General features: G+C 26.7%; 16 protein-coding genes and 1 tRNA gene. 15 read left to right on the plus strand and 2 right to left on the minus strand.

Going from position 1 to position 22,372, the window contains the following annotated elements; genetic code table 11:
* Positions 1-410: 410 nt before the first annotated feature.
* Both CVV26_00250 and CVV26_00255 read left to right on the plus strand, forming a co-directional pair.
* Positions 411-2,942, plus strand: a complete 2,532-nt coding sequence (locus CVV26_00250; GenBank protein PKL72686.1) for a leucine--tRNA ligase — start codon at positions 411-413, stop codon at positions 2,940-2,942.
* Between the two features lie 77 nt (positions 2,943-3,019).
* On the plus strand, positions 3,020-3,505 hold the full coding sequence (locus tag CVV26_00255) for a hypothetical protein (protein PKL72687.1): 486 nt from the start codon (positions 3,020-3,022) through the stop codon (positions 3,503-3,505).
* 395 nt (positions 3,506-3,900) lie between these two features.
* On the opposite strand, the gene CVV26_00260 is transcribed toward CVV26_00255, so the two are convergent.
* Positions 3,901-4,215: a hypothetical protein gene (locus tag CVV26_00260; GenBank protein PKL72688.1), complete on the minus strand. Its 315-nt coding sequence runs from the start codon at positions 4,213-4,215 to the stop codon at positions 3,901-3,903.
* A gap of 29 nt (positions 4,216-4,244) precedes the next feature.
* Positions 4,245-4,790: a hypothetical protein gene (locus tag CVV26_00265; protein PKL72689.1), complete on the minus strand. Its 546-nt coding sequence runs from the start codon at positions 4,788-4,790 to the stop codon at positions 4,245-4,247.
* Positions 4,791-5,658: 868 nt separating this feature from the next.
* On the opposite strand from CVV26_00265, the gene CVV26_00270 reads away from it, so the two are divergent.
* The 13 genes from CVV26_00270 to CVV26_00330 all read left to right on the plus strand — a co-directional run bounded on the left by CVV26_00270 (position 5,659) and on the right by CVV26_00330 (position 22,356).
* A complete protein-coding gene (locus CVV26_00270) occupies positions 5,659-8,121 on the plus strand; it encodes a hypothetical protein (protein PKL72690.1) in 2,463 nt (820 codons plus the stop codon).
* 41 nt (positions 8,122-8,162) lie between these two features.
* On the plus strand, positions 8,163-8,579 hold the full coding sequence (locus tag CVV26_00275) for a hypothetical protein (GenBank protein PKL72691.1): 417 nt from the start codon (positions 8,163-8,165) through the stop codon (positions 8,577-8,579).
* 11 nt (positions 8,580-8,590) lie between these two features.
* Complete coding sequence (locus CVV26_00280; GenBank protein ID PKL72692.1) at positions 8,591-9,349, plus strand: hypothetical protein; 759 nt, start codon at positions 8,591-8,593, stop codon at positions 9,347-9,349.
* A gap of 139 nt (positions 9,350-9,488) precedes the next feature.
* Positions 9,489-10,544, plus strand: a complete 1,056-nt coding sequence (locus CVV26_00285; protein ID PKL72693.1) for a hypothetical protein — start codon at positions 9,489-9,491, stop codon at positions 10,542-10,544.
* Positions 10,545-10,677: 133 nt separating this feature from the next.
* The gene (locus CVV26_00290; protein PKL72694.1) at positions 10,678-10,896 is read left to right on the plus strand and encodes a ferredoxin; all 219 of its coding nucleotides are present in this window, start codon (positions 10,678-10,680) and stop codon (positions 10,894-10,896) included.
* A 7-nt stretch (positions 10,897-10,903) separates the two neighbouring features.
* A complete protein-coding gene (locus CVV26_00295) occupies positions 10,904-11,857 on the plus strand; it encodes a hypothetical protein (protein PKL72695.1) in 954 nt (317 codons plus the stop codon).
* 47 nt (positions 11,858-11,904) lie between these two features.
* A tRNA-Arg gene (locus CVV26_00300) sits at positions 11,905-11,979 on the plus strand.
* 123 nt (positions 11,980-12,102) lie between these two features.
* Entirely contained in the window at positions 12,103-13,395 is a 1,293-nt protein-coding gene (locus tag CVV26_00305) for a preprotein translocase subunit SecY (GenBank protein PKL72696.1), read from the plus strand.
* A gap of 125 nt (positions 13,396-13,520) precedes the next feature.
* Entirely contained in the window at positions 13,521-14,480 is a 960-nt protein-coding gene (gene trxB / locus CVV26_00310) for a thioredoxin-disulfide reductase (GenBank protein PKL72697.1), read from the plus strand.
* Between the two features lie 29 nt (positions 14,481-14,509).
* Positions 14,510-17,974, plus strand: a complete 3,465-nt coding sequence (locus CVV26_00315) for a hypothetical protein (GenBank protein ID PKL72698.1) — start codon at positions 14,510-14,512, stop codon at positions 17,972-17,974.
* A gap of 34 nt (positions 17,975-18,008) precedes the next feature.
* Positions 18,009-19,097 (plus strand): DNA-protecting protein DprA, encoded by a 1,089-nt coding sequence (dprA, locus tag CVV26_00320; GenBank protein ID PKL72699.1) that lies wholly within the window; start codon positions 18,009-18,011, stop codon positions 19,095-19,097.
* Between the two features lie 31 nt (positions 19,098-19,128).
* On the plus strand, positions 19,129-21,330 hold the full coding sequence (locus tag CVV26_00325; GenBank protein ID PKL72700.1) for a type I DNA topoisomerase: 2,202 nt from the start codon (positions 19,129-19,131) through the stop codon (positions 21,328-21,330).
* Between the two features lie 15 nt (positions 21,331-21,345).
* On the plus strand, positions 21,346-22,356 hold the full coding sequence (locus CVV26_00330) for a hypothetical protein (GenBank protein ID PKL72701.1): 1,011 nt from the start codon (positions 21,346-21,348) through the stop codon (positions 22,354-22,356).
* Positions 22,357-22,372 lie beyond the last annotated feature (16 nt).

Raw genomic sequence — 22,372 nt, forward strand, 5'->3', positions numbered from 1 at the left:
GATGTGGCGAAACGTCAGATACGCCGAAACGTTATGTAAAATAGCCAGAAATTTTTTTTATTTTTATTTATCTCGTTAAAAAATCTTACCTTGCTTACTTTTTCTAATAAGGTTTATTTATCGGCAAATTTAGATTGCCGATTTTTTTTATTTTTGCTATAATCCACTTTGGATTACGAAATGTAATTTAAGAAAGCGCCAAATGCAAAATTATAAATCCTAATCCGCTAGCTGGCGGACTTAAAAAAGTTGAAAGTTAAAAGTTAAAAGTTAAAAGTTATTGTATTCGTTTTGCTCATAAATAATAATAAAATTATTTGGTGCGAAGTAACACCTTAATTAAAAATTTATAATTTCTTGCAAAGTATCTATTTTATTTATAATTTATAATTTAAAATTTATAATTTCTTATGTATTCTCATCAAAAAATTGAAAAAAAGTGGCAGGAGATTTGGGAGAAAAACCAATCTCATAAAACAAAAAGCGCTTCAAAAAAGAAAAAATTTTTTTGTCTTGATATGTTTCCCTATCCTTCTGGCGAGGGATTACATGTGGGACATTTGCGAGGATATTCTTATTCAGACGCAATTGCCAGAAAGAAAAAAATGGAAGGGTATAATGTCCTGCATCCAATGGGCTGGGACGCTTTTGGTTTACCAGCTGAAAATTTTGCTTTAAAACATGGGGTTCATCCTATTGAAAGTACTAAAAAAAATATAGCTAATATTAAAAAACAACTTGAAGCTTCGGGATTTATGTATGATTGGACACGAGAAATTAATTCTTCTTCTTTAGAATATTATCAATGGACGCAATGGTTATTTTTACAATTATACAAAAATGGATTAGCTTACAGAAAAGAAGCACCAGTCAATTTTTGTCCTTCTTGTGAAGCCAGCTTAGCTAATGAAGAAGTGGTGGATGGGAAATGTGAACGATGTGGAACATTGACAATTAAAAAAAATTTAAAACAATGGTTTTTTAAAATTACAAAATATGCTGATCAATTAGTTGATGATTTAAAAGTTTTGGATTGGCCGGAAAAAGTTAAAACAATGCAAAAAAATTGGATTGGCCGTAGTTTTGGAACAGAATTTTTTATGGAGATTTTACATGGAGAAAAGGGTGTAATGGAATCAGAAAATATTGATAAATTTACTCAACAACGATTAAAAATTAATTTAAATGAAACAGTAAAAATAAAGGTTTATACAACTCGCATTGATACTATTTTTGGAATTACTTATGTTGTTTTGGCGCCAGAACATCCTTTGGTTCCTTATTTAACTACTCAAGAATATAAAGATGATATAGAAAAATATGTAGAAAAAACGAGAGATGCTTCAGAAATTGAAAGAACTTCACAAGAAAAAGAAAAAACTGGCGTTTTTACTGGTTCCTATGCGACGAATCCTGTTAATGGCGCCAAGGTTCCGATTTGGATTGCTGATTATGTTTTGTTTGAATATGGCACTGGCGCGATTATGGCTGTGCCAGCTCATGATGAACGAGATTTTATTTTTGCTAAAAAATATGACTTGGAAATTATTGAGGTAATAAAATCAGAGGATAAACAATCTTCTATTGAAAATTGCGCTTTTATTGATGATGGAATTTTAATAAGCTCGGGAGAATTTGATCAATTGTCATCGGTTGTAGCGCGAGAAAAAATTACTCAATGGTTAGAAAATCAGGGTTTGGGATTTGGAACAAAAAAATATAAAATCAGGGATTGGCTTATTTCTCGACAACGATATTGGGGAGCACCAATACCAATTATTTATTGTAATCAATGTGGAGAAATTCCAGTTTTGGAAGAAAATTTGCCAATTAAATTACCAGAAAATATTCAAAATTTTAGCCCCACAGCGGATGGAAGATCTCCATTGGCTAGTGTTAAAGAATTTATTGAAACAAAATGTCCTTATTGTGGAGGATATGCCGAAAGAGAAACAGACACAATTTCTCAATGGGTATGTTCTTCCTGGTATTTTACTCGATATGCTGATTCAAAAAATTCAAAAGAAATTTTTAATAAGAAAAAAGTAAATCATTGGTTGCCGGTTGATTTGTATATTGGTGGTGTGGAGCATGCAATTTTACATTTACTTTACGCGCGATTTTTTACAAAGGTGATGCGTGATTTAAAATTAATAGAATTCAGCGAGCCATTTATTCATCTTTTTAATCAAGGAATGATTTATTATAAAGGAAAAAAAATGAGTAAATCCAAAGGCAATGTTGTTAACCCAGATGAATTTTTTGAAAAATATGGCGCTGATACGATGCGAGTTTATGAACTTTTTATGGGACCTGCTGAACAAGATGTTGAATGGAATGATCAAGGCGTGATTGGAGCAAATCGATTTTTGCAAAAAGTTTGGAAAATCGTTGAAAATTCCGTAAACACGAATCCTTGTGGTTGTTTAGAAAATAAAACAATAGAACAATGTAAAAACTTAAAAGTATTGGAACGACTGACTCATCAAACAATAAAAAAAGTGACTGAAGATATTGAGGCTTTTAAATTTAACACAGTAATTAGCTGTTTAATGGAATACACGAATTCAATTTTTAATAATAAGTTTAAAGTTCAAAAAGAATATGTTGAAATTTTATTAAAATTGCTTGCGCCGATTGCACCTCATATTTGTGAGGAATTATGGCACAAACTACATCCAGAGCTTTTTGAAAAAGAAAGTATTTTTGACCAAAAATGGCCTAAATATGACGCTGATTTAATTATAAATGAAAAATTTGAATTGGTAGTTCAAATTAATAGTAAAGTAAGGTGTAGTATAGAAGTAGAAAAAAATATTTCTGAGGCTGAAGCAAAAGAATTGGCTTTGAAAAATGAAAAAACAAAAAAATGGATTTCAGAAGAATCTAAAATTAAAAAAATTATCTTTGTTCCTGGGAAATTAATTAATATTGTGATTTAATTAAATAATTAAATAAATTTACTTATCATATGGACTCTTTATATTTCAAAATATAAAAATGAAAGGCGGTGAAAATTATGGAAGATAATAAAAATTTAGAAACAGGCTGTTGCCCAAAATTTAATCCAGAACCATGGAATGACAAAGAAATTGTTTGGGAAAATAAATTATTTGTTAAAGATTGTGTAAAAAGTTTTTTTCATATCCCATTAAATTTTGGCAAGATTATGACGAAAAATATGGAAAAGATTAAATTAGCAAATGTTTTTGATTCTGAAATGATTGTAATGACAGATGAAAAATCTTTATGGGGTAGCGATGTTTATATTTCAGTTAGCAAGGACGCGCCTGAATTAGAAATAGTAAAAATATCCGGAACATTTTTAACCAAGGTTTTTGAAGGGTCTTATAAAAATATGGGTAATTGGATTAAAGAGATGCAAGGTTTTGTTAAATCAAAAGAAAAAGAGATTAAAAAAATGTTCTTTTTCTATACCACCTGTCCCAAATGCGCTAAGATATATGGCAAAAATTACACGGTTATTTTAGTGCAAATTAAATAATTTACTTTGAATTACAAAACTCTCTATTTTGTCATTCCTTCGATGGCAATTAGAAATTTATTTAGTCCATGGACCAGTCTATGGACTATTGGCTAAAATTAGCAATTTTAAATTTATAAACAAGAAAATAAAATTTTAAACTGTATTATTTTTAATATGTTAACATAATATAAATTTTTATATTGAAAGGTGTATTTTTTTGAAGTCACCTTCGTATTTTGTAGTAGAAGGGAAAAATATTAAAATCTAAAAAATATTATTTTACGGTGTGTTGACTAATAGACTCTATATTTCGATCAAATTCACCGATAAAACTTGGTTGTGTGGCAAGGCTTTTGGCTGGGGCGATTATTCTTATTTCGTCGCCTTTTTTAAGTTTTTCTGGAGTCATATTGTTATTTTAATAATTTATTTTTAAAGTTAAATCCAAAATTTTTAGGACTAAATAGTTTTAATCCTTTAGGTGTTCGCCATAATTTGCAACATTTTTTTCCAAAAACTTTCACCTTTTTATCTAAGGAAATATCACTATTATATAAAGGATAATTATTAATATCTGTACATATAATTAAATCGGGGCAAGTCAGGATTATTTTTTTATTAATCCAAAATAGGAGATATTCATTTTTAATAAACAATCGTCCTTCTGAGTTTATATTTTTAATCCTAATATCTTTAGTAATAAACCCATTCTTTTCTTTTTCTTTTATAGAAGAAACTGTTCCTTCATATAATAATTTTAATTCTTCATTTTTAAAAGATCATTAAAATTATTAGAATTAATAATTTTGCCAATTTTCAAAGCTTCTGACACAGTGCCGGTTTCTATTTTCTTTTCCAAAGTTTTTTTAGAAAAAGGGTAACCCACAACAAAAGTTTTTTCTTTAGAAAAAGTTCGCAAAATTCTTTCCTCTTCTTTAAAAGAAATTGATTTAGTAAAAATTGCTATATTGCCTTCTGTTCCAACTAAAACAAGAGGTGTTCTATTTAGTTTAAAGAGACTAATTGTTTCCAAAAAAATTTCCGGAGCAGACTTTCCACCTACAAAATCTGCATCAACAATTGGTAATTTTAATTCTGAAGCTATAAAAAAAGCAGATGCTAACGAAGTTGGACCAATTTCTACTGGGATTATTCCTTTTACCTTCTTTCCTAAATAATTTAATAATTCTTTAACTCCTTTTTTAATATAAGTTACAGGATCAATGTCTTTTATGGATGATCCTACCCCAAAGGCCGTGATAAATAAATAAAGAGAGACCCTACATAAAATTGTGTCTGGCATAGTAAAAATGTATAATTAATTTTGTCATAATAGTTAAAGTGTTTTAATAATAAATTTAATATTTATTCTAGATAAAAAAAGCTAGACACACTTTTATGAACGGTCCCTTTTTTTTTTCGCCATTGGACAATCCCAATCCGTTGGCATCTCATCCACCTCCGAGACCTTTTGCCATGGGGGTAAAAGATCGGGAACCCTCATTGCGATCCATGTTTTTAGATCGTCTTTTTTTATTTTCATTTTTTTCCTCCTTAAAAATAGAATAGAATTTTTCCTTTTCAGAAATAAAAAATCCCTTCTGAAAAGGGATTGAGCGTGAAGAATAAAAATTTAAACAAAACCAATCACAACCAATCTCTTTTCAAAAGAATTGATTGTGATGATGTATATAAATATTATTTTTTATTAAAGCTTGTCGCATATATTTTAAAATAAAAATTTTTAGTCTTACCGTGTTAACACGATGGAATTAGTACTCTAAAAATTATTTTGTTGGAGCATTAGTTTTTAGAAAAATAATTTAAAGAGGATTGAATTTTTAAATATTTAATTTTCTCACTGTGTTAACACAATAAAGAATATAAAAAATAAATTATTTTAAATCTATATATTTATATATACTTATTTTATAAAAATTGTCAAATTTTTTTTCCACAGGCGTCAAAAAAACAATTAACATTTAATTTGGGGGTACGATACTCAAACATAACGACACTTAAATATAAAAAATGGACAGGAGGATAATTTTACATTATTATATAAAAAATAAAATGAATTAAATTTTTAATAAAAAGAATATGACTAATTCGGGAGTTGAACTTCTGACATTGGCATACGCTATTATTTAACGATATTTTAATTATTTTTTATGCAACATCAAGGATTAAAAGAAAATGAAATTAAAAAATTAAGAGAAAAATTTGGGGAAAATTCTTTGCCAGCTGAAAAACAATTTTCTTTTATAACAATTTTTTTCTCGCAATTTAAAAGTCCATTGATTTATATTTTATTTTTTGTCGGGCTGATTTCTTTATTTTTCAAAGAATATATTGACGCTGTTTTAATCGTTTTAGTTGGTTTATTTAACGCTTTGCTCGGTTTTTTTCAAGAATATAACAGTCAAAAAACCTTGGTTGCTTTAAAAAATATTATTAAACCTAAAGCGCTTGTTATTAGAGATGGTTGCAGAAAACAGATTGAAGCCAAAGAATTAGTGCCTGGTGATTTGGTTATTATTGGTTCTGGAGATAAAATTCCAGCTGACGGTGAATTGATTGAGAGTTTAAATTTGTTAGTTAATGAAGCGATTTTAACTGGCGAAGATGAGGCTGTTGCTAAAAAGTTAACTGATAATAAGTTGTTTATGGGCGCTACTGTTATTTGGGGTAATGGCATTATGAAAATTAGCAAAATTGGTCTTGATACTGAAATTGGTAAAATTGGTTCTAGTATAGTTGAAATAAAAGAAAGTAAAACCCCAATACAAGTCGCGTTAGATAAATTCGCTAAAAATTTGTTATTTATAATTTTTATAATTTGTTTAATAATTTTTATTACTGGCGTGCTTTATCAGGAAAATTTTTGGGCAATGCTTAGAACCTCAATAGTGCTGTCAGCGGCTGCCATACCAGAAGGTTTACCAGTTGCTATTACTATTATTTTAACTTTGGGCATGAGACGAGTTTTAATTAAGAAAGGTTTAGTTAGAAAACTTTTATCAATTGAAACATTAGGATCAACTTCTGTAATTTGCGTTGATAAAACAGGAACATTAACTGAAGGAATTATGAAAGTTGTTAAGTCTGATTTTTTTGATAACGACAAGGCATTTTTGGCTTTAACATTGGTTAATAATCAGCGGATGAATTTAGAAATAGCTCTTTGGGATTATGTAAGGAAAAATCCCTCTAACCCCCTTTATCAAGGGGGGACTGCTCAAGATCCACAGGAAATTTTTAACAGTCACTTGAGAATTTACGAAGAGCCGTTTGATAGCGAGAAAAAATACGCTTTAAGCATTAATAAAATAAATAATAAAAATACAGCTTTTGTTTTAGGAGCGCCGGAAATTGTTTTATCGTTTTGTCAATTATCAGCTCAAGAGTCAGTTGATACTTTAAAAAAAATAGATGATTGGGCCAGCAAGGGTTTACGGATTTTGGGAGTTGGTTTTAAAGAAAAAGGGGAGTTAAAAGAAAAAAAAGATTTTGTATGGTTAGGTTTGGTAGCAGTTGAAGATCCTTTGCGTTCAGGCGCTAAAGAGGCTATAGAACAAGCCATGCAAGCTGGTATTAAAATTAAAATTATTACAGGAGATCATAGCAAGACAGCTGAAAAAGTCGCTAGAAATTTAGGTTTTAAAATTGGACCAAACAATATTTTGTCAGGCAATGAGCTTGGCATGATTTCTGATCAAGAATTAAAAGACAGAATAGATGATATTATTTTATTTAGTCGTGTTTTGCCTCATCAAAAATTAAAAATAGTAGAAGCTTTGCAAGCTAAAAAAGAAATTATCGCTATGACTGGCGATGGAGTTAATGATGCTCTTGCTTTAAAAAAAGCGGATATTGGAGTAGTTATGGGCGCTGGTGCTGAAGTGGCAAAAGAAGTCGGGGATTTGATTTTATTAGACAATAATTTTAAAACCATTTTAACAGCTGTAGAAGAGGGCCGTTTAATTTTTTCTAATATCAAAAAGGTTGTTGCTTATGCCTTATCTAACGCTTTTGTTGAAATTGTTTTGATATTTGGAGCAATAATACTTAATTTTCCTTTGCCATTAACAATAGCTCAAATAATATGGATTCAGCTTATTTGCGATGGTCCTCCTGATATTATATTAGGTTTTGAACCTAAGGATAGAGATTTAATGAAAGAAAAGCCTATTGATAATAAAAAAGATGGTTTTTTATCTAAGTCTGTTATGTTTTTAATTATTGCTGTAAGTTTAAGCATTGGCTTATTAACTTTATTTTTATTCTGGTATTTTTATAATAGAACCAATAGTTTAATTTTAGCTCAAACTATTGCTTTTACTAGTGTTGCTTTTGTTGGTTTGTTTTATATTTTTTCTTTTAAAAATCTTTCTAAACCTTTATTTAAAATAAATAATTTCTTTGGTAATAAATATCTATTATGGAGCGTGCTTTACGGTTTTGTGTTAATTTTCGTCGCTTTATATGTTCCAGCTTTAAATAAAATTTTAAACACTGTTCCTCTTAATTTTTTTCACTGGCTGTTTGTTTTAGGGATTGCTATTATTTCAATTTTGATTATTGAGATATTCAAGTTTTTTTTAATAAAAAAACAATTAGTATTAAAAATTTAACTTTTTTTGTTTTTTTATATTTTTGATATATTATAATAAATATGATAAAAAACAAAATTTTATTTTGGAAAAATTTATTTTTTTCACCGCTTTTTTTATTTTTAGGAATAATTATTTTAACATCCTATTTTTTTTCTGTAGGCAAAGAAACCTATAAACATTATAAAATTAATAAAGAAATAGAAGGTTTAAAACAAGAAATAAAAAATTTGGAAGAAAAAAAAATACAAAGCAAAGAACTAATTCAATATTTAAAAACAGAATCTTTTCAAGAAAGGCAAGCTCGATTAGAATTAGGAATGAAAAAACAGGATGAAGATGTGGTAATTTTGCCTACGATTATTCCAAAAGAAATAGAAGAAAAAAATGAATTTGTAAATATTGATTTTGAAAGAAATAAAAAAGATGATCAAAAAATTATTAATCCTATTAAATGGTGGAAATATTTTTTAAAATAATTCTTTAATTTATGATAGATAATAATCAACAAAAAGAAAAACAAGCCAAATGGAGAGAAATAATATTAAATATAATAAAAGAAAAATCAAATTTTCCAAAACAAATTCAAAAAAAAGAGGGGATTGTAGAAAATAAAAAAGAAATTAAAAAAATTAAAATTAAAAAACCCAAAACAAAAAGGAATATATATAAATTAGTAGTATTTATTTTTTTGGCTATTATTTGGTTTTTAATTTCTTTTGGGATTGGGTTGTATAAATATAATTGGGATAGCGAAACGATAATTAAAATAACTCGAATTATTCCTTATCCAGCGATAATAATTAAAAATAAAGAAATAAACAATTATAAATTAATAAAGTATTCTGAATTTCAAGAAAATTTTAAAGCAACTAAACTTTTTTTTCAAAAACAAAAACAAGCTGATTCAACTTTTCAAATTCTTTCTGATAAAATTTTAAAAGAAAATATTTCAGAAATGATGATAGAAGATTATTTTATTTTTGAAACTCTTAAAAAAAATAGAGTGATCATTAAAAAAGAAGAGGTAGATAATAAAATTCAAGAAATTATTAAACAAGTGGGTTCTGAACAACAATTTGAAAAAATAGTAAAAAATTTATATAATTGGGATTTAACTCAATTTAAAGAAAAAGCAATTAAACAAATGATTTCGCAAGAAAAAATAGAAAAGGTAATTGCTCCAAAAAAATTAAGAGAATGGTTGAATGAACAATTAAAAACAATAAAAATTTATAAATTTATTTAAATAAATTTATATAATTAAAAAACATTGGAAGCAAGTTTAGTTATTTGGATATTTTAAATTGGGACAAAGTTTTTGAAATTTTGTCAATATATTGCAACAAAAGAATGAACAAAAAATAAGAGTAAAGAGTAAGAAGTATTTGAAAAAATTTAAAAATATTAAAATGAAAAAGATTATAAAAAAATTTGCAAAAGATTTTAAAGAACGAATCAGTTTTAGAAAATACGCAATATTTTTTTTGGCTTTAGTTATTTTAAGTTCACCATTTGTTATTGAATATTTTAAATTATTAAAGCCAATCATTTTAAAACCTTCTTTAGCAAAACAGGTTTTATTTATTGAACCAGAAGAAAAAGAAGCGCCTATTTTAAGAGAAATTGAAAAAGCTCAAAAATCAATTAATTTAGAAATGTATCTTTTATCTGATAAAAAAATTATTCAAGCCTTAAAAGATGCGAAAAAACGAGGAGTAGAAATAAAAATAATTTTAGAAAAAAATCCTTACAATTTAGAATGGTTTAATAAAAAAATTTTTAAAGAATTAAAAGAGGTTGGGATACAAACCCAATGGAGTAATTCTGAATTTAGCCTTACTCATAGCAAATTTATGATTATTGACGATCAAAAGGCGATTATTATGACTTGCAATTTTACTTATTCCGGGCTTAATAATAGTCGTGATTTTGGTTTAATTAATTTTGATTTAAAAGATGTGTTGGAAATAAAAAAATTATTTGAAGCTGATTGGCAGAAAGAATCATTTTTTTCTTCTCGCCCAAATTTAGTTATTAGTCCGATTAATTCTCGTTTTAAATTAGAAAGTCTAATTAAAAACGCAAAATCAGAAATTTTAATTGCTACTGAAATAATGAAAGATCAAAGTATACAAGAGCTTTTAATAAAGGCACAAAAAAATGGAGTGCAAGTTAAAATTCTTTTAGCTGATATTAAAACGGGCGAGATTAACAGAGATACTGGAAAGTATTTTCAAACACAGAATATGCAAGTGAAGTATTTGCAAAAACCGTTTTTGCATGCTAAAATTATGATTATTGATAATAAAATTTTATATTTAGGATCAATTAATTTTTCTTCCGCATCAATGGATGAAAATCGAGAATTAGGAATTTTGTTGGTAAATAAAGCCTTAATTCAACAAGTTAGAGATGTTTTTGAAAAAGATTGGACAATATAATTTAATTATTAGAAGGATGTTTGGTAATATTAATAATATAAATTATAATAAGGAAGTGATTTTTAAAAAAGGATTTGATTTAGTTTTTAAAAATAATTTTTAATTTAATTTTTAATTTTTAATTTTGTTTTTTATGACAACAATTATTCATGAAAGAGAAAAGTGTATTGGTTGCGGAGCTTGCGCGGCTTTGTGTTCAGAGTATTGGGAAATGGCAGATGACGGAAAATCTTTATTAAAAGGAGCAAATAAAAATCCAGAAACAGGAAATAATGAGCTTGAAATACAAGATTTAGGATGTAATGGAAATATAGAAGAATCTTGTCCAGCTCTTTGCATTCATATTAAATAAAAAGATTATGTTTTCTTTAAAACAATTAATTAATAATTTTTTAGAATATCTTGAAATAGAAAAAAATCGTAGTCCAAAAACAATTAGAAATTATAAATTTTATTTAGAAAGATTTCTTAATTGGGCAAAGGAACCAAAACCAGAAGAAATTAATTTAGAAATGATTCGTCAATATCGGCTTTGGCTAAATCGATTTCAAAATTTAAGAGCAGAAGGTTTAAAAAAAGATACTCAAAATTATCATTTAATTGCTTTGCGTTCTTTTTTAAAATATCTCTCTAAAAGAGATATTCAAAGCTTATCTTCTGAAAAAATTGAATTAGCTAAAGTTTCTGAAAGATCAATAGAGTTTTTAGAAGGAAAAGATTTAGAAAATTTTTTGGAAGCACCATTCAAAGTTCAAAGTTCAAAATTCAAAGTTCAAAGTAAAAGAAAATTTGACCTCATTCAATTGAGAGATAAGGCAATTTTAGAATTATTTTTTTCTACTGGATTGCGAGTTTCTGAATTAATTAAATTAACTAAGGAACAAATTAATTTAGATAAAGATGAGTTTACAGTTCGAGGTAAAGGGAATAAACTAAGGATTATTTTTTTATCTCAGCAAGCTAAGTATTGGTTAAAAAAATATTTAGAAGCTAGAAATGATATGGAAATTATTTTATTTATTAGGCATGATAAATTATCAAAAAATAAACAAATAAATAATTTAACTCCAAGAAGTATTCAGCGTCTTGTAAAAAAATATGCTAAAATAGCCGGGATTACAAAAGAGATAACTCCTCACACAATCCGTCATAGTTTTGCTACAGATCTTTTAACAACTGGAGCTGATATACGTTCAGTGCAAGCTTTATTAGGACACGCGTCTATTACAACGACTCAAATTTATACCCATGTAACAGATAAACATTTAAAAGAAGTTTATAGCGCTTTTCATGACAAAAGACGAAAAAAATAAAGAAATTATAATTATTAAAATTTTCTTTTAAAAATTTTTACTTATTTGCCCTCGTAGTTCAGCGGATAGAACACCAGCCTTCTAAGCTGGTTACGTAGGTTCGATTCCTGCCGAGGGCACCATTTTATAATTTATAATTTATAATTTATAAATTATAAATTATATTTTTTTTGCATTTTGCATTTTTTTAAAAATAAGTTATAATAACTATTATATTTTTATTTTTCTTTTTTTTATTTTAAAATATGTTATCAAAAATTTTTCAAAAATTAATTCAAATTTTCAAAATCCGTGATTTACGAAAGAGTATTCTTTTTGTTTTAGCAATGTTAATAGTTTTCAGAATTGCCGCGCATATTCCTTTAACTGGAGTTGATTTGGAAAGTTTAAAAAGATTTTTTACGCAAAATGAAATTTTGGGTTTTATGAATCTTTTAACTGGCGGAGGCATGAGCAATTTTTCTTTAGTGGCTTTGGGCGTTGGGCCTTACATCACAGCTTCAATTATTATTCAACTTTTAACAATGATTGTTCCTAGTTTAGAAGAATTAGCCAAAGAAGGCGAGGCAGGATATCATAAAATTAATCAATACACTCGTTTATTAGCTGTGCCTATGGCTGCTTTACAATCTTATGGAATGATTGTTTTGCTTTCTAATTCATCAGGACAAAAAATTATTTCTAATTTAGGTATCTGGCAATTAAGTTCAATGATTATTACTATGACTGCTGGTTGCGTATTTTTAATGTGGTTGGGTGAATTAATTTCAGAAAAAAAAATAGGCAATGGAATATCCTTGATAATTTTTGCTGGAATTGTTTCTGGCTTACCTTCAGTTTTACAACAAACAGTCGTTAGTTTTGATTCAACGAAATTTGTTAATTTATTAATTTTTATTATCCTAGGATTAATCACTGTTGCAGGAGTAGTTATTATTACTGAAGGGCAAAGGAATATTCCTATTTCTTATGCACGTCGAGTAAGAGGTAACAAAATGTATGGGGGAGCGAGTACTTATTTGCCTTTGCGCGTAAATCAAGCGGGAATGATTCCAATTATTTTTGCCATTTCTATTGTTTTATTTCCGCCAATCGTTGCTCAACTTTTAATGAAATTTCAAATTGGATGGCTTAAAGTTCCAGCTGAATTTATTTATACCATTTTTCAACCCAGCCATTATTTTTATGGCATAGCTTATTTTGTTTTAGTGGTCGCTTTTACATATTTTTATACTGCTGTTGTTTTTCATCCTCAAAAAATAGCTGAAAATCTTCAAAAACAAGGTGGGTTTATTTTAGGAATTAGACCTGGCAAACCAACATCTCAATATATAAGCAATGTTTCACAAAGAATTATGTTAGCTGGCGCTACTTCTTTGGGAATTATTGCTATTCTTCCTTTAATTACTGGGCCTATTTTTGAAATTAGATCTATTGCTTTAGGAGGCGCTGGTTTATTAATTATTGTGAGTGTAGTTCTTGAAACAATAAAACAAATTGAGTCTCAATTAACGATGAGGGAATATGAAGGACTTTAAAAAAATATTTGTTTGAAGGTTTAAATTATAAAGCATAAATAAATATAATTTAAAAATAATTAAAATTTAAAGAAAAATTTTTATGCGCTATTGGCGCATTTTTATATTTTAAAAATCTTTTTAATATGAAAAATATGTATGATGTTATTATTATTGGCGCTGGAGCAGCTGGAATGACAGCAGCTATTTATACCAGTCGTAGAATGTTAAAAACCTTAGTTATTAGCAAAGATTTGGGCGGTCAAGCATCTTTAGCTACAGAAGTAGAAAATTATCCCGGATTTGATGAGGCTATTTCTGGTTTTAAAATAATGCAAAAATTTAATCAACAGGCACGAAAATTTGGCGTAGAATTTATTTTTGATGAAGTGGAGGAAATTAAACCAGAAAATGATTTTTTTGAGATTAAAACTAATACTCAAAATTATCAAACCAAATCGGTAATTTTGGCTTTTGGTTTAACTCCTCGTGATCTTGATGTTCCTGGGGAAGAAAAATTTAAAGGCAAAGGGGTTTCTTATTGCGCTACTTGTGACGCTTTGTTTTATAAAGATAAAAATGTGGCCGTAATTGGTGGAGGCAATGCCGCTTTAGATGCAACTTTACTTTTATCAAAAATTGCCAAAAAGGTTTATTTAGTTCATCGTCGAAATGAGTTTAAAGGAGATGAAATATTAATTCAAAAAATTAAGGAACAAAAAAATATTCAGTTTGTTTTAAATTCAACAATTAAAGAAATTAAAGGGGCTGAATTTGTGAAATCAATTATTGTTAATAAAATAGATAAAGAAAATGAAGAAGAAATTGAAGTGAATGGTGTTTTTGCGGAAGTTGGGTATGAAGTAAAAGCGGATTTTATTAAAAATTTAGTTAATTTAGATGAAAAAAATCAGGTTATTACAAATAAAAATTGTGAAACTTCATTGTCGGGAATTTTTGCTGCTGGCGATGCGACAGATATTTTGTATAAACAGATAATTATTTCTGCTGGTGAAGGAGCCAAAGCGGCTTTAAGCGCTTATAAATATATTCAAGAAAAAGGAGGTAAAAATTGTATTAATTTAGACTGGGGAGCTAAAAAATAATTTTTTAGTTTTTGGTAAAATTTAGAATAATGATTTTTTTAAATAAACAAACATTAAAAAATAATTTAAAAAAAATTGTTGGCGCTGTTATCTATAATAGAGGGGTTAATTATTTTAATTCAAAATATGTTAAAAAAATTGAGGTGTTATCAAATAATTTTTCAGAAAATATTAAAATTATAGGTGACATAAAAGGTTCTTTTAAAAATTTTTATAAAAGTAATATATTTTTTGATTTAGAAAAAAATGAATTTAGTAGATTTAGTTGCTCATGTCCATGTTATGAAGAATGTAAACATTGCGTAGCATTGGGATTGGAATTTATTGATGTTTATTTTGAATTTTTAGATCAAAAAGAATTACAAAATTTTAATGGAAATATTTCTTTTTTAAGAGATAATTTAACAAGATGGATTAATAAAGATGAAAAACAAAAAAAGAAATTGGGTTTAATAGAACAAAAAGCAAGAACTTTTTTTGATAAAAAAAATCAAGAAAAACAAACTAAATTTAAAGAATTTTTAAAAAAATTTCCGCTTTTGTCAAACAAACAAATTCAAATTAAAGAAAAAATAAAATCTTCAAAATTTGAAATTGAAAATTATCATATTATTTTGGATTTTAATGAGAATAAAAGGATATATGCTAAAATTAAAAAAGATAGGCAAATTTCGTATTATGATTCAAATATTAAACCTTCTGAAATATTAAAGCATAAAAAAAAATTAACTCAGCCACAAATTGAATTAGTTGAATTTTTGAAAGAAGAATATCTTTGGAAGGATAATATTGATTATGAAAAATTTTTTATTTTACTCAGAGATTCAAAAATTAAAATTTATAGAGAGCAGGAAAAAAATAAATTATTTTTTGGAGATATTTCTGAAAAATTAAAAGTAGAATTATTTATAAAAAAAGAAAAAAATAAATATTTTGATTGGATAAAAAAAGATTTTATTTTTAAATTAAATAAGTTTGATTTTTCTACAGAAAGAGTTATTTTTTTTATTGGAAAAGAAAATTTAATTATTATTAATATTATCAGCGGAAACATTAGTTTTTATAAATTGTCTAAAAAATTAATTGAAATAATTTCTCAAATTAGCACAAAAGAAATGTATGATTATGTTATAAAAGAATATAAATATCCATTTGAATTTAAATTAACAGAAAATGAAATTATTGATTTAAATTCAATTATTAAAGATATAAAAATATATTTTGATTTAAAAACAACGAAACAATTAGCAGATAAAAATTTTAAAATTAAAAAATTTAATAAAGCAGAACCTTATATTTTAGTGGACTATAAAGAAGAAAAGAATTTTTTAAAAATAAAAGCAACAATTGATTATGAATTTTGCAAAGTAAATGTTTCTGATACAGTTTGTAGTTATTATCAAAATCAAAAAATTTTTTTTAAGAGAAAAATTAATGAAAATTTTATTGATTATTTTATTAAAGATAAGTATATAATTAAAATTGATGAAGAAAATATTTTTTATACTAAAGCGAATAAAAAAAAAGAATTAGAGTTTTTTCAAAAATTTTATGGAAATTATGGATTTAATAAAAAAGTAGAATGCGAAAGAAAAAACGAAAAAGATATTTTTAAATATTTTAGTAAATATTGGGAAGATATTAAAAAAATTGGTTATAAAATAGAATTTATTGGTGATAAATTTGAGCTTGTTGAAGAAAATTTTAATGCGGATTTTAATGTTAATCTTGACGAAGAAAATGGTTTGCTTGCTTTTGATGTAAATTGTTATTGTGCAAAGGGCAAAATTAATTTAGATGATTTAAAAAATTATATTAAAAATAAAAAAGAATATATAAAAATAGCAGATGGTCAAATGTTGAAAATTAGTAATTATGAAGAATTAGAGCGATTTATTATGATGTTGGAAAGTTTTTATAGAAAAGAAAAAGATCATTTTGAAGGAGGACTTTATCATGCTCCAGAATTAAAAAATATTTTTACTAGTTCAAAATATTACAATACTAAAGTTGAAGAAAGTTTTAATAAATTTATTCAAGAGGCTCAAACAGGTAAACCAGTAAAAAAAATAAAAATATTAGAGCAATATAAAAAAATTTTACGAGATTATCAAAAAGAGGGGATTGATTGGTTTTATTTTTTGCGTAAGTATCATTTTGGTGGAATTTTAGCTGATGATATGGGTTTAGGAAAAACTTTGCAAACTTTAATTTTAATTCAACTTGAAAAAATTAAAAACAAACCTTCAATTGTGATATGTCCTAAAACTTTACTTTATAATTGGGAAAGCGAAGTAAAAAAATTTGTTCCTAAAATAAAAACAATAATTTTTGATGGCTTACCAATAGAACGTGAACAAAAAATTAAAAATTTTAAAAAATATGATTTAATTATTACTTCTTATGCTACCTTGCAAAAAGATTTAGAAAAATATAAAGAAGAAAAAATTAAATTTAATTATTGTATTTTAGATGAAGCTCAATTTATTAAAAATCATTCCACTAAAAATGCTCAAATGGTTAAAAAGATTGATGCTGATTATAGATTGGCCTTGACTGGCACACCTTTAGAAAATAATGTATCTGAAATTTGGTCAATTTTTGATTTTTTAATGCCAGGATTTTTAGGTTCTTATAAACTTTTTGTTGAAAAATTTCAAAATCCAATAATGAAACGAAATAATCTTCAAACATTAGATAATCTTCGTAAAAAAATTAGTTGTTTTATGCTTAGGCGAACCAAAAAAGAGGTTTTAAAAGAATTGCCTTCTAAAATTGAACAAATAACACATTGTCATTTGGAATCTTCTCAGAGTATTTTATACCAAGAAATTTTAGTAAATGTAAAAAGTCAAATTTTTGAAATAGTAAAGGAAAAAGGTTTTGCTAAATCGCAAATTCATATTTTAGCTGGGTTAACCAAATTAAGGCAAGTTTGTAATCATCCAGTACTTTTACTTAAAGATAAAGATTATACCAAATATGAATCAGCTAAATTAAATATTTTTCTTGAATTAATTAATGAAATTGTTTTAGCTAAACGAAAGGTTTTGGTTTTTAGTCAATTTACAAAAATGTTGGATATTTTGGTTGAAGAATTAAAAAAGAATAAAATCAATTATTCTTATTTATCTGGTAAAACAAAAAATAGACAAGAGATTGTTAAGGATTTTAATGAAAGCAACAAAAAACAGGTTTTTCTTATTAGTTTAAAAGCTGGAGGAACTGGATTAAATTTAACTTCAGCTGATAATGTAATTATTTTTGATCCTTGGTGGAATCCAAGTGTAGAAATTCAAGCGATTGATAGAACACATAGAATTGGACAAAAAAATTCTGTAAATGTTTATAGATTAATTACCAATGGAACTATTGAAGAAAAAATTGTTGATTTGCAAAAAAGAAAACAATTTTTGTCTGATAGTTTAATAGGAGAAAGTCAAGATTTATTTAAAAAATTAACATGGGAAGATGTTAAAGGATTATTTGAATAAAAATTAATATTAATATTTGTTTAATTTTATTTTTATGAATGACTTAAAATATTGGGTTGCTTTTTCATATTTGTCGGAAATTGGAAGCGCGCGTTTTCAAAAGCTTTTAAATTATTTCAAAAGTTTAGAAAAGGCATGGACAGCTGGTGTTAGTGAATTAGAAAAAGCTGGAATAGAAAATAAAATAGCAGAAAGAATAATTTTAAAACGCAAGCAAATAAATCCTGACGAAAAAATGGAAAAATGCGAAAAAGAAAATATTCGAGTCATTACTTTTAATGATCCGCAATATCCAAAATTACTCAAAGAAATTAATAGTTTTCCTGCTTTGTTATTTTATAAGGGAAATTTTCAAAGACAAGATGAATTTAGTTTAGCCATTATAGGAACTCGAAAAATGAGTCTTTATGGAAAACAGATTATTGTGGAAATTATTAGAGATTTAGTTCAAACTAATTTGGTTATTGTTTCTGGATTGGCAAGAGGAGTAGATACATTGGCACATCAAATTACTCTTGAATTTGCAGGTCGGACGATTGCTGTTTTGGGTTCTGGACTAAATGAAAAAAATATTTATCCTTTTGAAAATAAAGCTTTAGCTCAAAAAATTGTTGAACAAAATGGACTTTTACTTTCTGAATATCCACCAGAAACTTTTCCTCAAAAATATTTTTTTCCATATCGTAATCGAATTGTCGCTGGTTTAACCTTGGGAACTTTAGTTATTGAAGCGCCTGAAAGAAGCGGAGCATTAATTACGGCTCGTTATGCTTTGGAACAAGGTCGTGAAATATTTGCTGTTCCAGGAAATGTTCATAGTTTAAATTCTGTTGGTTGTAATAATTTGATTAAAATGGGAGGCAAATTAGTAAATAATGCCAATGATATTTTAGATGCGTTGAATTTTGTTCGAACAGTTAAGCCGATTGTTCGAAAAGTTATTAAACCATCCAATAAAGAAGAGGCTGAATTGTTAAAATATTTATCTGAAGAACCAATTCATGTTGACAAATTGATTGAATTTTCTAAACTTAGTCCAACTGATATAAATAGCGTTTTGACAATGATGGAAATAAATGGCAAGATAAAACACTTAGGAGGGATGTATTATATTTTAGGGTAGTTTTATATTTTTTAATAAAAATTAAAAAATTATGATTTTAATTATTGTGGAATCGCCAACTAAGGCAAAAACAATTGAAAAATTTTTAGGTTCTTCTTATAAATTAGAATCTTCTTTTGGGCATATTCGTGATTTGCCAAAAAAAGAGATGGGGATTGAAATAGAAAATAATTTTAAACCAAAATATGTAATTCCTGACAAGGCTAAAAAAAAGGTGGGTGAATTAAAAATGATTGTTAAAAAAGTTGATTCAATTATTTTGGCAACTGACGAAGACAGAGAAGGGGAGGCGATTGCTTGGCATTTAACACAAGCCTTAAATTTAAAAAATAAAAAAGTTGAAAGAATTGTTTTTCACGAAATTACTAAAGAAGCAATTTTAAATGCCTTAAAAGCTCCTCAAAAAATTGACATAAATCTTGTTGATGCGCAACAAGGTCGACGAATTTTAGATCGTCTAGTTGGTTATGAGTTGTCTCCTTTTTTATGGAAAAAAGTAGCTCGCGGTCTTTCAGCTGGTCGAGTCCAATCAGTGGCTGTTCGTTTAATTGTTGATAGAGAAAGAGAAATTGAAGCTTTTAAATCAGAAGAATATTGGACTGTTGAAGCAAGGCTTCAACAGAAAATTCTAAATTCTAAATTTGAAACTGAATTTTTGGCAATGTTAATAAAAAAAGACAAGAAGACTATTTCAAAATTGGAAATTAAAACAAAAGAAGAAGCTGATAAAATTTTAAAAGATTTAGAAGAAGCAAAATACAAAATAATTGATATTAAAAAAAGAGAAATTAAAAAAAATCCAAACGCGCCATTTATTACTTCTACTCTTCAGCAAGAAGCAAATCATAAATTGGGTTTTTCCGCAAAGCAAACAATGATGATTGCTCAACAACTTTATGAAGGAATTGGATTAGGTAAAGAAGGCTCAGTTGGTTTGATTACTTATATGCGCACAGATTCTTTTAATCTGGCGGAAAATTTTTTAGAAAAAACTCAAAATTATATTAAAGAAAATTTTGGATCAGAATATGCTTTGGAACAATATCGTAGATTTAAAATTAAATCTAAATTATCTCAAGAGGCGCATGAAGCCATTAGGCCCACTGAAATTATTAGATCTCCTGAGATGGTAGAAGCATTTTTAGATAAAAATCAATTTAAATTATATCAATTAATTTGGCGACGAACATTGGCGTGTCAAATGAAGGAAGCGATTTTTGATTCTACTTCTGTGGATATTGAAGCTAAAAATTATATTTTTAGAGCCAGTGGTTCTATAATAAAATTTGATGGATTTCTTAAAATTTATCCGTCAAAGACCGAAGAAAATATTTTACCGTCGTTAGAAATTAATGAAATTTTAGCTTTGAATAAATTAATTTCCAATCAACATTTTACTCAACCGCCAGGTCGGTACAATGAAGCCACTTTAATTAAAGCCTTGGAAGAAAATGGGATTGGTCGTCCTTCAACTTACGCGCCAACGATCAGCACAATTGTTGAACGAAATTATATTATTAAAGAAAATAAATATTTGAAACCTACTGATATTGGAATTTTAGTCAACGATTTACTTGTTGAACATTTTCCTAAAATTGTGGATATTAAATTTACTGCTCAAATGGAAAACAATTTAGATGAAGTAGCACAAGGAAAAGTAAAATGGCAACCAATAATTAAAGAATTTTATGATCCGTTTAAAAAAAATCTTATACAAAAAGAAAAAGAGGTTTCAAAAAAAGCATTAACAGAAAAAGAGAGTGATGAAAAATGTGATAAATGTGACAAACCAATGATTATAAAAGTGGGTCGTTTTGGCAAGTTTTTGGCTTGTACAGGATTTCCTGATTGTAAAAACACAAAGCCATTAGAAAAAGATTTGAGAGAAATGGAATTGTCTAATGAAAAATGTGATAAATGTGGCGCAGATATGATTATTAAACATGGTCGATTTGGAGCATTTCTTTCTTGTTCAAAATATCCAGAATGCAAAAACATAAAATCAATTAAAAAATCAACAGGTGTAAAATGTCCTCAATGTAATAAAGGCGAGATTGTTGAAAAAAAATCAAAAAAAGGTGGTCGCACTTTTTATGCTTGTGATCAATATCCTAATTGTAAATTTGCTCTTTGGCAAAAACCAGTTAATCAAAAATGCGACAAATGTGGGAGTTTAATGGTCATGGCAAAAGATGACGAAAAGAGATGTAGCAATAAAGAGTGTAAAATATAAATTATTTATTTTTTTATGTCTCAAGCGCAATTACAAAAATTTATTGCATTTTTGCAAAAACAAAAATATTCTGTTTTTGGGTTGTTTGAAGAAAATGAAATAATAAAAATTAAACCAATTTTAAACCCTAAAAAATTTAAATTATTAGGAAAGTTTTCTTTTTATTCATTTAAGAAATTTTTTCTTTTTTCAAAAGAAATTTTATTTAATTTTAAAAAAAATCGTTTAATAAAAAATAAAGACATTATCTTAAAACAAGCCTTATTAGGAATGAGCATTTTTGATCTCAAGGCTTTGATACTTTATAATAATGTCTTTGAAAAAGATTGTTATTATCAACAAAGAAAAAAAAATACGCTTGTTATTGGGCAAAGCATTATGCTTTCGGATGAAAAAACTTTTCAAATTTGGGAAGATAAATATGAGGAAGATATTTTAGAACATTTACATTTTGATATTTTTTTAGGAATAATAAATAAGTCTTTAGTTCAATCTTCCATGGGTTCTAAAAAAATAAAGTACAAAGTTTTTACTGGAACAATAATTGGTCAAGAAATTTTAGATAAATTTGGATTTAAAGATTATGAACATATTCAATTTGCTGGACCAATTAAAGAAGAAGGATTGGATTTGGAAATGGTTAAAATTAAAGATGCGATGAAAAAAAATTATAAATCTGAAATTTGGGAAGAATTAGGAAAAAAATGTATTGAATGTGGAAAATGTTCCTTGGTTTGTCCGACATGTTTTTGTTTTAATATTTATGATCAAATGGATTTAGAAAAAAATAAAGGACAAAGAGTACAATGTTGGGCAAGTTGTTTTTATCAAGAATTTTCAGAAATTGCTGGAGGATATAAATTTTTAGATAGTACAGCTAAAAGAATTTATAATTGGTATTATCATAAATTTGTCCGAATTCCTGAGGAATATAGTTTTTCTGGATGCGTTGGTTGCGGTCGTTGCATCAAGGTTTGTCCTGCAGGAATTAATATTAGAGAAACATTGGAAAAAATTAAAAAATAAATATACGGGGTTCAAC

The sequence above is a fragment of the Candidatus Kuenenbacteria bacterium HGW-Kuenenbacteria-1 genome, assembly GCA_002839745.1.
Lineage (GTDB): Bacteria > Patescibacteriota > Patescibacteriia > UBA2591 > PGYQ01 > PGYQ01.